The following is a 14,914-nucleotide window of genomic DNA, read 5'->3' as shown; positions in this document are numbered from 1 at the left end:
GTGTAACCTTATGTTAATTATTTATAATTCAGTGTGATAGGCAGATATAAAGCCTTTTAGTTGCTGATGTTTACGTGATTTGAAAGCAGAAAAAGGGCGTTCAGGCGGTAAAAAACGGGGCAGTTAAGCGGTTTAACGCGGGTTAAATGACCGGACAGGCATGGATAGCAGCGTCGTCATTTGATTAGTGGCTGTTAATGCGTATGATTCTCATTCTTTATTCCCTGACGGAGTTCAGCATGAAATCGTTAAGCCCGCGCAAAGCCGCTGTTGCCATGGCAGTTGCCGCTGCCTTTAGCCTGACAGCGTGCCAGGCACCAGCTAAAAAAGCCGATGCGCCTGCCGCTGAAGCCCCAAAACCGGTTAATACCGCAGTGACACAACGCGCTCTGGGTGATGGTCTGTACGAAATGGCTTACTCCTCTGCGTCAAAAGCGTTGTTTGTCGCCAGCGCGCAGGCGTTTAAGGATGTGAACGGCGGCATGATCTATCGTCTCGATCCGGCCACGCTGACGACTAAAGGCGAAACGCATACCGACATGAAAAACTTCGGTACCGCTATCGATGAAAACGGTCAGGTGTTCTACACCACCAACTCACTGGATGGCGCGATCTCCAAAGTGGACGCCCAGAGTGGCAAAGTGCTGCAGCGTCTGGTGTTCCCGGGCAAGATCAGTAAAGAGGGCTATCCGGCTGGTGCACGTGAAGTCCTGTGGCACGGCAACGAGCTTTATGTCGGTCGCGTAGCCGAACCGGGCTATATCTCCGTCGTGGATACCCGAACCTTTAAGCTGAAAACCGAGATTAAAAACGCCGGGAAATGGGTCACCGGTATCATCTATTCCCCGCTGACTGAGCGCATTTATGCGGCCAATGGCTCGGGTGAAATTCTGGTGATCAATCCACGCAGCCATAAAATTGAGAAGCGCTGGACCGCAGGCGATGGCAAAGAGTATCTGTTCCTGAACATGGCGGAAGATCCTGCTACCGGTCGCCTGTTTGTTACTGACGACTCCAAAGGCAAAGCGACGCTGATCTTTGATGAGCGCACCGGCAAAGTGATCAAGCGCATCGAAGGCGATGCGATGGGCATCAAGTTCAACGCTAAACGCAATGAGCTTTACATCAGCCAGCGCGAATCGAAGAAAGTGCTGCAACTGGATGCCACCACCTATGCGGTGAAAAACAGCTGGTCGTTTGACAAGAATCCAAACAGCCTGTTGATTGGCCCGGACAACAACACGCTCTATGTCACCCTGAAGGCGGAATTTAACAAAGACTCCTCCACCAAAGGCACTGACGAGATTGCCCGTATCGCGCTGCCGTAATCACGCGCTAATAGCGTCACTCTGCATTGGCAGGGAAGCGATGCGAACAAAATTAAAGCCCGCTCCGGGAAGCCTGAGCGGGCTTTCTTATTGATAACAACGCCTCACATTATCTCACCCCATAACCAATCCGGTACAGCTCGCAAAACGATGAAGGTTGTGTGGATTCATCACTGACCCGACTGAACGCCTCTCTCACTTTGCACTAAAGTCACAGGCATCTGAAATCCCCCTGCATCACATTCGATTATCGCTTTACACCTATATAGCATTCGACCTATATTAATAAGGAGATCCCGTGTGGATGATTAAAACGACGGAGAGGTTTGATCGCTGGTTTACCTTGCTTAATGAGAGCGATCGCGCCTGCGTACTGGCAGCATTAATGGTGTTGCGCGAAAAAGGGCCGGGGTTGTCCAGGCCATACGCGGATACGCTAAAAGGCTCTGTTTATATCAACATGAAAGAGCTGCGTATTTAGAGTCGCGGCGATCCGATAAGGGCTTTCTTTTCTTTTGAACCAAACCGAACGGCGATTGTGCTTTGTGCCGGCAATAAGGTGGGCAATGAAAAGCGTTTTATCAGGAGATGCTTCCGGTTGCCGATCGGGAATTTACACACTGGCTGAATAGTTTTAAAGATGAGGAGTAACCAGATGGGCAGAACGCTTGAACAGCTTATTGCGGATGAAAAACCGGAAGTCGTTGCCGACGCACAGGCGATGGCGACGGATATCCTGCTCAACATTCACCTTGCCGAGCTGCGTGAGAAAGTGCAGAAAACACAGGTCGAAATGGCAAAGGCGCTGGGCATTACACAGCCTACCGTGGCAGGCATGGAGAAGCCGGGCCGCGACCTGAAGCTCTCCACCCTCAAGCGCTATATCGATGCGGCAGGGGGTAAGCTGCGGCTGGTGGTGGAACTGCCGGACGGCTCGCACTACGGGTTTGAGGTGTAAGCCATTCAGGCGGGGATGTCATGCCGCCGTGACCGAAAACATAAAAGCAAAAAGCCCGCTCAGGTTTCCCTGAGCGGGCTTTTCTGATTCTGGCTCCTCTGACACGCTGCTCTTTTTCCGAAGCGAACATTCCTGCATTCATATTTCCCCCAATCTCTTAATGTTGTGATGGTATGAAAAAATTCATTATGAATGCGAAAAGTATTATCCCTTTTTTACGGTAGAGAGAACGAAGGCACGTGCAGATGGAGATAACTGTCGATAGCCCATGACGAGATCGAATTCAGTTTCAGGGCCTGATAAAGGATGATAGCTAATCTGGTCTCCACGAAAGCCACTCATACTTTGAGGAATGACAGATACGCCTCCCCCAACAGAAACCAATGACAGCACTGCATGCATCCCATGTGCTTCCTGAGTAATCGTAGGCACAAAGCCTGCTTTAGCACACAGGCGTATAACTTGCAGATGAAAGCTGCGCCCCTCAACCATTGGCCACAAAATAAAGGGTTCATTGGCTAGATCGGCAAGTGTCAGTTCTGACCGCTTACTCAAAGGATGATCTTTGGGGATCGCCATACACAAACGATCTCTGTCGAAAAGTGCCTGTTCGACATCCTCAGCCTGCTCAAGAGGGGGGATCAGAATGCCTATATCTAACATCCCATCACGCAGAGCAGTAATCTGTGCCGTGGTTGTTGCTTCTCGCAGTTCAAGTCGTACCTTCGGATGGCTTGCCCGGAATTTACGAATAACGTCAGGCAACCGACCATAAAGTGCGCTTCCCACATAACCCAGGCGTAAAACACCGGTTCGTCCTTCAGCCACATCAACGGTAGAAATGATGGCTTTTTCAGCCTGCCGAAGGGTTTCACGTGCCTCACTAACAAATGTTTCTCCCGCGAGAGTCAGGCCAAGTACACGATTACCCCGCTCGATAAGCGTAACGCCAAGATCCTCCTCCAGCTTTTGTATGGCACTGGTCAGTGGAGGCTGCGACATGTTCAGTCGTTCTGCGGCCCGATGGAAATGCAATTCCTCTGCGACAGCAATGAATTGCTCCATTCTTCGTAAAGTGATCCGTGCCCGACTATCTGTCGTCATATACGCCTTCCCGCTTGTTAATGGGTCAATCTGCTTACGATACAATTAAAGTATTATCAGACACTATAAATAGTATTTTATATATCAAAGGCATCGATCTACGTTGTTTTCTCAATAAGTTACTGGAAACGACGAGGGCGAAATGGTGGATTTTAAAGGTCAGGTAATACTTATTACCGGTGCGGGACGCGGACTGGGCTTCGCGTATGCCCGGTGTATTGGTCAGCTCGGCGCAATGGTTTTGATTCACGATAGTGGTGCCAACGCTGAGGGCGATGGTGTCGATCTTCAGATTGCAGAACGGGCGGCAGAGAGACTTCGTCTGGAAGGGCTGAATGTACATGCGATCCCGGGAGAACTGGCCTCACGCGAGGGCTGCCACAAACTTTGCACTGACGCCCTTAAAGTCGCTGGTCGACTGGATGCCCTAATCCACAATGCGGGTTGGGTCTCTTACCAGAATATCGAGTCGATTGAGGAAAGTGCTTTTGACCATATGATGGCCATTGCTGCCAAAGCACCTCTTTGGCTCGCGCAGGCCGCCTGGCCTGCGATGAAAGCTGCGGGTTATGGCCGCATCATAATGACGACCTCTTGCCGGGCGCTCTATCCGCAATATGTTCAAAAGGGTCTTGCCTCTTATGCCGCAGCTAAGATGGCGGTAATAGGGCTCACGAATGTCCTGGCTTCTGAAGGCAAAAACGATGGCATTATCGTCAATGCGATATCCCCCGTCGCTCAGACACGTATGTGGGGTATCGAGGGAGAACCTGCCGAGCTGCACCCCTCAGAGGTGGCTCCGGGTTTAGCCTATCTTGCCTCTGCAGCATGCACAGAAGGGGGATGGATACTTCGTGCCGCGAACGGGCAGTTCCATGCGACCAAAATGATTGAGGCTACAAATGTGGACTATCCGCGAAATCTTCACGCTGTCCGGGCATCAACTGCTCAGGAGGTTGCGGAGAACTGGCCGTGGATCGCTATTCCGAATGTGGAACCACGAAAGTGAATGGCATATCGGTGGTATTTTCAGGCAAGGCTCTACTGGGAGAGTCTCCCCTCTGGAGCCGGTCAAGAGCCAGACTTTTATGGGTTGATACCTCTGGTGCTTCTCTTAATTTTTTTGATCCCGCAACGGGGCGGAATGTTGAATATTCTATGCCTGGCCCGCTGGGCTTTGTTGTGGAGAAAAATACGGGTGAGTTACTCGTTGGCATTGGCTGCCATATCGAATTAATTGACAGAGCAGGTAAGAGACAAAGGATCGCCACTGCGCCACACGCACAAGAGGGCTTTCGTCTTAATGATGCGCGCCTGGACTCATCCGGCCGCCTGTGGGTAGGCCTGATAGATGAAGAGCTGAAAAAGGGGTCAGGCTATCTTTATCGTCTCGATCCAGACTGCAAATGGCACACTGTCGATTCGGGTTTCACGCTTATCAATGGAATGTGCTGGAGTCCAGACTGGAAAATACTCTACGTCACTGATTCCCGGCGTGGAATTATTTACGGCTATGACAACGATCCCCGCTCAGGTGAAGTCAGTAATCGAAGGGAGGTTGTCACGATTGATCCCAAAAAGGGTAAGCCCGACGGACTGATCGTTGATCAGGATGGATTTCTACTGAGTGTACTCTTTGATGGAGCTGCCATCGCGCGGATATCGCCAGAAGGCGTCATTGAGCGATACATTAATCTCCCCGTCCAGCGCCCTACAAGTTGTGCCTTTGCCGGTGATAATTGTTATCTGTATGTCACGTCAGCGCGACTTGGGCTATCGGAAAAGCATTTAAAGAAGATGTCATTTTCAGGGGCTCTGCTGATGATCGACTATAAGCGCGCACTTAAGCAATGAGCGCCTGTTCGGAAAATAGCATGCAATGAGCTAATCATCTTGTCCCTGGCATTAGTGTTCTGTCCCTGAACTCATATCAAAAGCAAAAAGCCCGCTCAGGTTTCCCTGAGCGGGCTTTTCTAATTCTGGCTCCTCTGACTGGACTCGAACCAGTGACATACGGATTAACAGTCCGCCGTTCTACCGACTGAACTACAGAGGAATCGCTTGAACGGGGCGAATATTAGCGGCGCAGATCCCGCTTGTCAAAGCCCTGTTTACTGAATTGCGTTCAGATGCTCGTAAAAGCAGCGGATTGGCGATTTTTACCCGATTCTGCTGGATTTTCAAACTGCCAACAGGATCTCACTTTGCGGGCATTTCTCCGCAGATGTTAGAGGCATGTCAAAGTTTTGTTGTTTGCCGATGTTAAAACAACCGTTTCAGTGCTTTTATGATAAAAATTTCAAAACGTGATTATATGGAATAAATAAACTGCTTATCATCACGGTCGTCATTATCGTCTGAAAGTGAAACGCCATTTTGAAGTTAACTGTTTGCAGATCAAGTGATTGTGAAAAGGAGTGGTCGATCACAAAAATAGTCAGAACCTGAAGTCTTACCTCAAATTTCCCGAAACAGACGCCAGACAGGCTGGGTGAATGTAAAAGATATTTTTCATTCGCGGTCACAGCCGCTGAGCAAGTTAACAAATAAGAAGGGTCCCTATGAACATTAAAAAAACGATTGTCGCCTCACTGTTAGCCTGCATGTTACCTGCCGCGGTTATGGCAAAAGATATCTCGGTTGGCGTCTCCATGGCGCTGTTTGATGACAACTTCCTCACCATTCTGCGTACTTCAATGCAGAAAGAGATGCAGAAAGATGGCGTTAAAGGGCAGGTTGAGGATGCAAAAGGCGACGTTTCACAGCAGCTGCAGCAGGTTCAGAACTTTATCGGTCAGGGTGTTGATGCGCTGATCGTCAACCCGGTCGATACCAATGCGGTGAAACCGATTATGGACCAGGCGAGCAAAGCGGGTATCCCGCTGATCTTTGTCAACCGCCGTCCACAGGCTGAACTGACCGGCAAAATGGCCTACGTCGGGTCCGATTCGGAACTGGCCGGACGCTTACAGATGGAAGCGCTGGCTAAAGCGATGAACGGCAAAGGCAACGTTGCCATCCTGATGGGTGACCTGGCGAATGAAGCGACCCGTGACCGTACCAAAGGTGTGGAAGAGGTTGCGGCTAAATTCCCTGGCATCAAAATTGTTCAGAAACAGACCGCCAAATTTACCCGTAACGATGCGGTAGACGTAGTCAGTAACTGGATGACCGCCGGTGATGAGATCAATGCCATCGCTTCAAACAACGATGAAATGGCAATCGGTGCGCTGCAGGCGCTGGGTAAAAACCCGGACAAAATCCTGATCGCTGGCGTCGATGGCACACCCGATGCGCTGCAGATGCTGAAGCAGGGCAAGATGGTCGCGACCGTATTCCAGGATGCGCAGGGCCAGGGTGAAGGTGCGGTGCAGACCGCGGTCAAACTGGTAAATGGCGAAAAAGTCCAGAAAGTCATCAACATCCCTTACCAGCTGATTACCAAAGACAACATGGAACAGTTTACCAAGCGTAACCTGAAATAGTCGTTCCCGACCCAGCAGTACGGAGGTGATGTATGAACGCGTTTGCGCTTGAAGCCGAAGGCATCAGCAAGTTCTTCCCCGGCGTAAAAGCCCTCGACAACGTTTCGTTGCGGGTGCGTCCGGGAACGGTACATGCCTTGATGGGCGAAAATGGCGCGGGCAAATCCACTTTAATGAAGTGCCTGATCGGGATGTATCGTCCCGATCAGGGCACCATCAAAATTAAAGGGGAGCCGGTGCAGTTTCAGGACACCATGGACGCATTGCGTTCCGGTATTTCCATGATCCACCAGGAACTCAACCTGGTGCCTTACATGACCGTTGCCGAGAATATCTGGCTGGGTCGCGAACCGATGAGATTTGGCTTTGTCGAGCACGCCCGACTTAATCAGAAGACACAGGAATTGCTGAACCGCCTGAATATCCGCCTGAAAGCCGATCGGATGGTGGGTGAGCTGAGCATCGCGTCACAGCAGATGGTTGAGATTGCCAAAGCAGTGTCATGGGATTCAGACATCGTGATTATGGATGAGCCCACCTCCGCGCTGACAGAAACCGAAGTGGCGCATCTGTTTACCATCATTCGTGACCTGCGGGAGCAGGGTAAAGCGATCATCTACATCAGCCACAAGATGGATGAAATCTTCAACATTACCGATGAAATCAGTATTTTCCGCGACGGCACCTGGATCGCCAGCGATCAGACGTCGAAATATACCCGCCAGTCGCTGATTACTCAGATGGTGGGACGCGAACTGACCCAGCTTTTCCCGAAATTTAACAGCGCCATCGGGGAAGAGGTGCTGACGGTGCGCAATCTCACCTGCAAAGATCGTTTTACCGACGTCAGTTTCAGTGTGCGGCGGGGTGAAATCCTCGGCGTCGCCGGACTGGTGGGTGCGGGCCGGAGCGAGGTGATGGAGAGCCTGTTCGGCATGGAGAGCTTCGACAGCGGCGAGATCTTAATTGATGGCGTGCCGGTGACGATCGACTCACCCTCAACCGCGATTGAAAAGGGCATGGCGTTCCTCACCGAAGACCGTAAAAAGTCCGGCCTGTTTCTGGTGCTATCGGTGATGGAGAACATGAGCATCGTTAACATGCCGGAGTACAGCGGTAAAAGCGGATTTGTCAGCCATGTGAAGATGGCGCAGGACTGCATGGATCAAATCCGTCGTCTCAACATTAAAACGCCGACCATGGATCAAATCATCAATAACCTCAGCGGCGGTAATCAGCAGAAAGTCCTGATTGCCCGCTGGCTGCTGGCGCAACCGAAGATTCTGATTCTGGACGAACCGACGCGCGGCATTGACGTCGGCGCAAAAGCGGAGATTTACCGCTTAATCAGTGAACTTGCCAACCGTGGCGTGGCTATCATCATGGTCTCCTCTGAACTGCCGGAAATTCTTGGCATGAGCGACCGGGTGATGGTTATGCACGGCGGGCGTATAACCGGCATCCTCGATAAAGAAGAAGCCGATCAGGAAACCATTCTGTCGTTGGCATCCGAGTGAGGCGCGAGACCACTATGAGCAATATGAAAGCTACTGCCACCCCGGCAGCCCCGCAGCAACCCTCTTTTTTTGCCAGCCTGCGTCATAAATTGCCGAAAGATACCGGCATTTTCGTGGTGATGGTGGGGATTGCGTTGATTTTTGAAATGTTTGGCTGGTATGTGCGTGACCAGTCTTTCCTGCTTAACACCAACCGTCTGATCCTGATTGTATTGCAGGTGGCGATTATCGGGATTATCGCCGTCGGCGTGACCCAGGTCATCATCACCACCGGTATCGATCTCTCCTCCGGGTCCGTTATCGCCCTGGCGGCGGTGGTGGCCGCGAGCCTGGCGCAGACCTCTGACAGTCTGTCGCCAATGTATCCGTCGCTGGTCAATATGCCTGCGGCAATCCCTATCGCGGCCGGTATCGGCGTCGGTTTGCTGGCCGGCGTGGTCAATGGTGTACTGATTACCCGCACCGGTATTCCACCCTTCATTGCCACGCTGGGCATGATGGTGTCGGCACGCGGTCTGGCGCAGTATTACACGCAGGGCAATCCAATCAGCTTCCTGTCCGACGGCTTTACCTCAATCGGGCAGGGTGCCATGCCGGTGGTCATTTTCCTGGTGGTGGCATTTCTGTTCCACATCGCCCTGAAACATACCCGCTACGGTAAATATGTTTATGCCATCGGCGGTAACATGACCTCGGCGAAAGTCTCCGGTATCAACGTTAATAAGTACCTGATCATTGTTTATTCCATCGCCGGCGGACTCTCTGGTCTGGCGGGCGTGGTACTGGCGGCACGCGTCAGCAGTGGTCAGTCGAGCATGGGGATGTCGTACGAGCTGGATGCGATTGCCGCAGCCGTTATCGGTGGCAGCAGCCTGATGGGGGGTGTAGGCCGTATCACCGGCACCTTAATTGGCGCAGTGATCCTTGGCCTGATTAAAAGCGGATTCACCTTCGTTGGTGTCGATGCGTACATTCAGGACATCATCAAAGGGATGATTATTGTGGCTGCGGTCTCTATCGACATGCACCGTAACCGCAAAAAACGCTAACTGGTAGCCGTTGCTTTCTTCCGGATGCGGGAGAGGGCAACGGTTGCTTTTTATCATCCGGCATCCGCCAGTGATAAGAAATCCCGCTGATAGCGGTTACATTAACTCCCTGTTTTTCACGCCTCTGTTCAGGCGCTGCAAGCCTTCATCAGGTGCAATGCGTTTCCACTGCACTCAAACTGTACAGCCTGTCATCACTTTTCTGCACGTCTGACTCGCAGCGTCTGCACTGTCACAGTGCGCCTGACTGCTTTACTCTCTCTTCTCAGCTATTCCTGATCCTTATTAACCCATAAGAGGTAATCAGAAACGCTTATTTTCCGGGCCGTTAGGAAAAATCTGGCTGCTTGTTGGCCTGAATTTTTTAAACCTGGCCTGCATCTTGCAAAATCTCTGTTATCAGGGCGATGGGATCAGACCCATTTCGCTATTCGGGGTGAGTGACGGAGGCAAGATGAATTTAAGACGACTGAAGTACTTTGTGAAAATCGTCGATATCGGCAGTCTGACGCAGGCAGCAGAAGTGTTGCACATCGCCCAGCCTGCACTCAGTCAGCAGGTCGCGACGCTGGAAAATGAACTGGATCAGCAGTTGCTGATTCGCACCAAGCGCGGCGTTACGCCAACTGAGGCTGGTAAGATTCTCTATGGTCATGCGCGTACTATTCTGCGCCAGTGTGAGCAGGCCCAGACTGCGGTGATCAATGCCGGTCAGGTGCTGAGTGGGCAGGTATCGATTGGGCTTGCCCCAGGCACCGCGGCTTCATCGCTGACCATGCCGCTGTTGCAGACCGTTCGCGATCAATTTCCGGAAGTGCTGGTTTACCTGCACGAAAATAGCGGCAGCGTGCTGAATGAGAAAGTGATGAACGGTCAGCTGGATATGGCGGTGCTGTACGATCGCGCCCCCACTGCCGGGATCACCAGCATGCCGCTGATGAAAGAGGATCTCTTTCTGGTAGGCGCCACCGATTACCCGGGTGCCAGCGTCGATCTGGCCGATGTGGCGCAGATGAGTCTGTTCTTACCGCGCGATTACAGCGCAGTGCGCAAGCGGGTCGATGAGGCCTTTTCGCTGCGTCGGCTGAGTGCACGCATCATCGGTGAGATCGAATCGATTTCAACCCTGACCGCAGCCATTTCCAGCGGCATGGGCGTGACCGTATTACCTGAGTCCGCCGCCCGTTCGCTGGTGGGTTCCACCGATGCCTGGATGTCACGCATCAACAGTCCGTCATTGAGTCTGCCGCTGTCACTGAACGTCTCCGCCCGGTTGCCGCTGTCGCCTTCAGCGCAGGCAGTGAAGAACATTCTGCTGTCGCTGCTGAATAAGCCGCTGAGTGAGGAGCGGGAGTTGATGTTAGTGAGTTAAGAGGGGGCTTGTAGCGGGCTGGCAACCAGCCGGTTTCGCTTTGCAGTGAGTTTCGCTTTGCAGCGGGCTGCACTGCGCGGGTTTCGCCCGCCAGGCGATGGGAGTTTCAGGTCACTTAGCCGCGCGTTAGTACTGAGCGGTTTACGCCCGCCATGCGGTGGAGGCTGTGAGCCTTTAGCAGCGGGTATGCACTGAGGAAGTTTCGCCCGCCAGGCGATGGGGAGTTTCAGGTTGCCTGTGCAGGCGGACGCGTCAAGGGGCGGACGCCCGCCCCTTAACAATCCCGGCGTCCGGCTGCCTGCGCGCCCCGCTGTGCGGGGTGCCTTCGTCACGCCCTGCGGCCGACGGACCGTCCGGACTCGCCATCCCTGGCTCGTGCCGTCCTTTCGCCGACGTCCTGTCGGCTCATCCTTGCCTGCGGTTGTTCCTCAGCGCTCCGGACGCCTCTGGGAACCCCCCGGCTGTGATTTCTTTATGTTTTCTTTGGTGCTGAGTTGTCTGATGGTCTGAAAGCCAGTCTCTATTCCTGAAGTTCACCGCAACAATCTTAGTGACCTGAAAACGAGATAACAGCGGGTAGAGTTGAATGCCATTCTGTGTGCTGAGCCGAAAGTCAAAGGCAATCCCAAAAAACTACAGCGATAAAGTACCCGACATAAAAAGCAGAGATAACAGCGAGTGGGTTGAATAACATTCTGTCTGCTGAGCCGAAAGTCAGAGGCAATTCCCAAACTCATAGCGACAGCGAGCCCAACATAAAAAGAAAAGATAACAGCGAGGGGGTGGGGAGGCCGTCAGAACCGCTGAGCGGATGAGGGATTTCAGGACGAGCGACAGGGATGTCGCGAAGAGGCGGGTTCGCGCCAGGGATGGCGCGTCCCGCTGGTCCGTGAGAAATCCTGAAGTAGCGAAGGAACCGCGAAGCGGCGGTGAAGCAGGCCGGAGCCCGGGGTCAAGGGGGCGCGGCGACTGGCGCCCCCTTGTCGGTCGCCTGCAGCGGCGAATCTGAAACTGCCCGACTAATCAGGCGAACAAAACCTCCTCAGCGCCAGTTCGCGCACCGAACAAAACCTCCTCAGCGCCAGCCCGCCCCCCCAAAACCCACCCCGTTATTCCCTAAAGTCATAAATCTGAATTTTTTAGTATTTCCGGTTATCAATAATAGTTCTTACCATCAGATAATCAGATTATGTAAAGGGAGGTAAATACCGTGAATTTCCAGCAGCTTAAAATCATCCGCGAGGCGGCCCGCTGTGAGTTTAACTTAACGGAAGTCGCTAATACGCTATTTACGTCCCAGTCGGGAGTAAGTCGGCACATCCGTGACCTGGAAGATGAACTCGGGGTTGAGATCTTTATCCGTCGCGGCAAGCGCCTGCTGGGGATGACCGAGCCGGGCAAAGCGCTGCTGACCATCGCTGAGCGTATCCTGGATGAAGCGGGCAAAGTGCGACGTCTGGCCGATGTCTTTACCAATGAAACCAGCGGCATCCTGACCATAGCCACTACCCATACTCAGGCGCGCTACAGCCTGCCGAAAGTCATCAAAGCGTTTCGTCAGCTCTATCCCAACGTCCGGCTTGAACTCAATCAGGGGTCGCCGCAGGAAATTGTCACCATGCTGCTGGCGGGTGAGGCGGACATTGGCATCGCCAGTGAATTACTGGTCAACAACAGCAGTCTGGCGGCGTTCCCCTGGTTCAGCTGGCATCACGCCTTACTGGTGCCGAAAGGGCATGAATTGGTGCAGAACCAGCCGGTTTCACTGAGCACGCTCAGCCGCTATCCGCTGATCACCTACCGGCAGGGTATCACCGGACGTTCGCGGGTTGACCGTGCGTTCCAGACGGCCGGTTTAAAACCAGATATCGTACTCAGTGCTCAGGACTCCGATGTGGTGAAAACCTACGTCAAACTCGGTTTAGGCGTGGGGATACTGGCCGATCAGGCGTGTGAAACTGAAGAGAGTGAAGAGCTGGTGCGCCTCGATGCCACGCATCTGTTCGAGGCCAGCACCGTATGGCTCGGCCTCAAGCGCGGCCAGCTGCAACGCAACTACGTCTGGCAGTTCCTGGAACTTTGCAACGCCAACCTGTCGCTGGAAGAGATCAAGCGTCAGGCGCTCTCTTACAGCAATGACGACGAACCGGTTATCGACTACCAGATTTAAGTACACGGCGCATCCACCCGGATGCGCGCCTGTTTACGCACGGCATAAAATTTCAAATCACCGCGAAAATTTCTCTCATCGACCTTTCTCACCCCGCACAACAACATCCTGCGCTGACCCGGCGCGATAAAGTGGAATCAGCTGACCACAAGGGGATGATATGTCGCGACTACAACTTAACGATAGCGATCTGCTGCGCCAGCAGGCGCTGTTTAATGGACGCTGGCAGGATGCGCATCAGGGCGCCACGCTGCCGGTTACCGATCCCGCCACGGGCGAAACCCTGGCGACCATTCCGGCACTGGGTCGGGCAGAAACCGAGCAGGCGATAGCTTATGCGGAAACGGTGCGCATCAGCTGGGGCAAAACCACCAATGCCAGCCGCGCCGCGCTGCTGGAAAAGTGGCATCAACTGATTATTGAACACGCAGACGACCTGGCGATTATCATGACCGCCGAGCAGGGCAAACCGCTGGCGGAAGCCAGAGGCGAAGTACTCTATGGAGCCAGCTTTGTGAAATGGTTCGCGGAAGAGGCACGCCGCATCTATGGCGACACCATTCCCGCGCCCAGCGAGGACCGGCGCATCCTGGTGCTGAAACAGCCGGTAGGCGTTGCCGCCGCAATCACGCCGTGGAACTTCCCGATTGCGATGATCACCCGCAAGGTGGCGCCCGCTCTGGCCGCCGGATGCCCGATTATTGTTAAACCTTCTGAGTTGACGCCGCTGTCGGCGCTGGCACTGGCGGTGCTGGCAGAGCGCGCCGGCTTCCCGTCCGGCGTGTTGCAGGTGCTGACCGGCCTGCCCACGGAGATTGGCGCGGCGCTGACCGAAAGCCGCACGGTACGTAAAATCTCCTTTACCGGTTCAACCCGCATCGGACAGTTGCTGATGCAACAGAGCGCCGACAGCATCAAGCGCCTGAGTCTGGAGTTGGGTGGCAACGCGCCGCTGATCGTGTTTGATGATGCGGATATTGAGATTGCCGTCGCGGGGGTCATGCTCAGCAAGTTCCGCAACGCCGGGCAGACCTGCGTCTGCGCTAACCGCATCCTGGTGCAGCGAAGTATCTATCCGCGTTTCACCGCCCGGTTGCTGGAGGCGGTCGCCACCCTGAAAGTGGGGGATGGTTTTGCGCCCGACAGCACTATTGGCCCTTTGATCAACAGCCGCGCGGTGGAGAAAGTGAACGGTCATATCGATGATGCGCTCAGTCAGGGTGCAACGCTGCTGACCGGCGGCATCAGCCAGGGCAACGGCACTTTTGTGCAGCCGACGGTGCTCGGTGAGGTCACCGCCGCCATGCGCATCGCCCATGAAGAGACGTTTGGTCCGGTCGCGCCGCTGTTTATCTTTGATGATGAAGAGGAGGCGATCGCGATGGCGAATGACACGCCTTACGGCCTGGGTGCCTATTTCTTTACCGAGAACATCCGGCGCGCATGGCGGGTAGCGGAGGCACTGGAGTTTGGCATGGTCGGCTTTAACACCGGCGCCATTTCCCTGGAGGTCGCGCCGTTTGGCGGCGTGAAACTCTCCGGTATTGGCCGGGAAGGATCCCGCTACGGAATTGATGAATATCTGGAACAAAAAACATTTCACATTGGCAGTCTGTAACTAAAAATTGAAAAAAGGCCAGCCGGGTAATCCGGCTGGCCTTTTTTTTGCCTGAGGCTCAGTAAAAACTTACCGGCGTCAAATAATTGTTCTGAAAAATTAAAAAATTTATCAGGGATGTGAAGCGGGTCGTTAAATCGGCGGGTCATGCGTACCGGAATGAGCAGCCTTATCAGCAATATCCGCTTTGGTGCAATTTCCGTGCAGGTTGCACCAGCAGGGCGCATAAATTTTGTGAAGTAAATCATCTGTTTAATTGTTCGGCAATTCCGCAAAAAATCCCCCGGCAATACGGCAGAAAATTTTTTTGCGC

12 protein-coding genes, 1 tRNA gene and 1 pseudogene are annotated in these 14,914 nt (G+C 53.4%); 11 read left to right on the top strand and 3 right to left on the bottom strand.

Annotated elements, in window-relative coordinates; all coding sequences use genetic code 11:
- The first annotated feature begins 239 nt into the window (after window positions 1-239).
- The 3 genes and pseudogenes from FOV68_RS04115 to FOV68_RS04105 all read left to right on the top strand — a co-directional run bounded on the left by FOV68_RS04115 (window position 240) and on the right by FOV68_RS04105 (window position 2,286).
- Complete coding sequence (locus tag FOV68_RS04115) at window positions 240-1,328, top strand: YncE family protein (RefSeq protein WP_039389486.1); 1,089 nt, start codon at window positions 240-242, stop codon at window positions 1,326-1,328.
- A 298-nt stretch (window positions 1,329-1,626) separates the two neighbouring features.
- A pseudogene (locus FOV68_RS04110) lies at window positions 1,627-1,979 on the top strand (type II toxin-antitoxin system RelE/ParE family toxin).
- A gap of 4 nt (window positions 1,980-1,983) precedes the next feature.
- Window positions 1,984-2,286: a helix-turn-helix domain-containing protein gene (locus FOV68_RS04105; RefSeq protein WP_010247918.1), complete on the top strand. Its 303-nt coding sequence runs from the start codon at window positions 1,984-1,986 to the stop codon at window positions 2,284-2,286.
- Between the two features lie 204 nt (window positions 2,287-2,490).
- Here FOV68_RS04105 and FOV68_RS04100 read toward each other — a convergent pair whose 3' ends face one another.
- Window positions 2,491-3,390 (bottom strand): LysR family transcriptional regulator, encoded by a 900-nt coding sequence (locus FOV68_RS04100; RefSeq protein ID WP_143990361.1) that lies wholly within the window; start codon window positions 3,388-3,390, stop codon window positions 2,491-2,493.
- Between the two features lie 142 nt (window positions 3,391-3,532).
- On the opposite strand from FOV68_RS04100, the gene FOV68_RS04095 reads away from it, so the two are divergent.
- Together FOV68_RS04095 and FOV68_RS04090 are read left to right on the top strand one after the other, a co-directional pair.
- Window positions 3,533-4,399 (top strand): SDR family NAD(P)-dependent oxidoreductase, encoded by an 867-nt coding sequence (locus FOV68_RS04095; RefSeq protein WP_143990360.1) that lies wholly within the window; start codon window positions 3,533-3,535, stop codon window positions 4,397-4,399.
- On the top strand, window positions 4,363-5,244 hold the full coding sequence (locus FOV68_RS04090; RefSeq protein ID WP_255473606.1) for an SMP-30/gluconolactonase/LRE family protein: 882 nt from the start codon (window positions 4,363-4,365) through the stop codon (window positions 5,242-5,244). Before FOV68_RS04095 ends, FOV68_RS04090 begins: the two co-directional genes overlap by 37 nt.
- A 126-nt stretch (window positions 5,245-5,370) precedes the next feature.
- Here the strand turns inward: FOV68_RS04090 and FOV68_RS04085 are convergent.
- Window positions 5,371-5,446, bottom strand: a tRNA-Asn gene (locus FOV68_RS04085).
- 505 nt (window positions 5,447-5,951) lie between these two features.
- On the opposite strand from FOV68_RS04085, the gene FOV68_RS04080 reads away from it, so the two are divergent.
- From FOV68_RS04080 to FOV68_RS04055, 6 genes are all read left to right on the top strand, one after another.
- Window positions 5,952-6,875 (top strand): sugar ABC transporter substrate-binding protein, encoded by a 924-nt coding sequence (locus FOV68_RS04080; protein WP_031591254.1) that lies wholly within the window; start codon window positions 5,952-5,954, stop codon window positions 6,873-6,875.
- Between the two features lie 32 nt (window positions 6,876-6,907).
- Window positions 6,908-8,392 (top strand): sugar ABC transporter ATP-binding protein, encoded by a 1,485-nt coding sequence (locus FOV68_RS04075; protein WP_143990359.1) that lies wholly within the window; start codon window positions 6,908-6,910, stop codon window positions 8,390-8,392.
- Window positions 8,393-8,415: 23 nt separating this feature from the next.
- Window positions 8,416-9,441, top strand: coding sequence for an ABC transporter permease (locus FOV68_RS04070; protein ID WP_181016808.1), 1,026 nt, complete (start codon window positions 8,416-8,418; stop codon window positions 9,439-9,441).
- A gap of 454 nt (window positions 9,442-9,895) precedes the next feature.
- Window positions 9,896-10,813: a nitrogen assimilation transcriptional regulator NAC gene (gene nac, locus FOV68_RS04065; RefSeq protein WP_010247899.1), complete on the top strand. Its 918-nt coding sequence runs from the start codon at window positions 9,896-9,898 to the stop codon at window positions 10,811-10,813.
- Window positions 10,814-12,023: 1,210 nt separating this feature from the next.
- On the top strand, window positions 12,024-12,983 hold the full coding sequence (gene cbl, locus FOV68_RS04060) for an HTH-type transcriptional regulator Cbl (RefSeq protein WP_143990358.1): 960 nt from the start codon (window positions 12,024-12,026) through the stop codon (window positions 12,981-12,983).
- 160 nt (window positions 12,984-13,143) lie between these two features.
- Window positions 13,144-14,601 (top strand): NAD-dependent succinate-semialdehyde dehydrogenase, encoded by a 1,458-nt coding sequence (locus tag FOV68_RS04055; protein ID WP_137227949.1) that lies wholly within the window; start codon window positions 13,144-13,146, stop codon window positions 14,599-14,601.
- On the opposite strand, the gene FOV68_RS04050 is transcribed toward FOV68_RS04055, so the two are convergent.
- A complete protein-coding gene (locus FOV68_RS04050) occupies window positions 14,583-14,849 on the bottom strand; it encodes a hypothetical protein (RefSeq protein WP_039389571.1) in 267 nt (88 codons plus the stop codon). The two genes, FOV68_RS04055 and FOV68_RS04050, sit on opposite strands and share 19 nt — an antisense overlap.
- Window positions 14,850-14,914: the final 65 nt, after the last annotated feature.

Origin of the sequence: Pantoea sp. paga (genome assembly GCF_007558755.1) — a bacterium.
Classification (GTDB): domain Bacteria; phylum Pseudomonadota; class Gammaproteobacteria; order Enterobacterales; family Enterobacteriaceae; genus Pantoea; species Pantoea agglomerans.
The sequence above is the reverse complement of the archived record's forward strand: the minus strand, read 5'-3'. Positions and strand labels throughout refer to the sequence as shown.

Bases quoted from the DNA above. Each gene is read 5' to 3' on its own strand.
- FOV68_RS04100 (WP_143990361.1), bottom strand. From the start codon at position 3,390: ATGACGACAGATAGTCGGGCACGGATCACTTTACGAAGAATGGAGCAA.
- FOV68_RS04080 (WP_031591254.1), top strand. From the start codon at position 5,952: ATGAACATTAAAAAAACGATTGTCGCCTCACTGTTAGCCTGCATGTTA.
- FOV68_RS04095 (WP_143990360.1), top strand. From the start codon at position 3,533: ATGGTGGATTTTAAAGGTCAGGTAATACTTATTACCGGTGCGGGACGC.
- FOV68_RS04105 (WP_010247918.1), top strand. From the start codon at position 1,984: ATGGGCAGAACGCTTGAACAGCTTATTGCGGATGAAAAACCGGAAGTC.
- FOV68_RS04055 (WP_137227949.1), top strand. From the start codon at position 13,144: ATGTCGCGACTACAACTTAACGATAGCGATCTGCTGCGCCAGCAGGCG.
- FOV68_RS04115 (WP_039389486.1), top strand. From the start codon at position 240: ATGAAATCGTTAAGCCCGCGCAAAGCCGCTGTTGCCATGGCAGTTGCC.
- nac (WP_010247899.1), top strand. From the start codon at position 9,896: ATGAATTTAAGACGACTGAAGTACTTTGTGAAAATCGTCGATATCGGC.
- FOV68_RS04050 (WP_039389571.1), bottom strand. From the start codon at position 14,849: ATGATTTACTTCACAAAATTTATGCGCCCTGCTGGTGCAACCTGCACG.
- FOV68_RS04075 (WP_143990359.1), top strand. From the start codon at position 6,908: ATGAACGCGTTTGCGCTTGAAGCCGAAGGCATCAGCAAGTTCTTCCCC.
- FOV68_RS04070 (WP_181016808.1), top strand. From the start codon at position 8,416: ATGAAAGCTACTGCCACCCCGGCAGCCCCGCAGCAACCCTCTTTTTTT.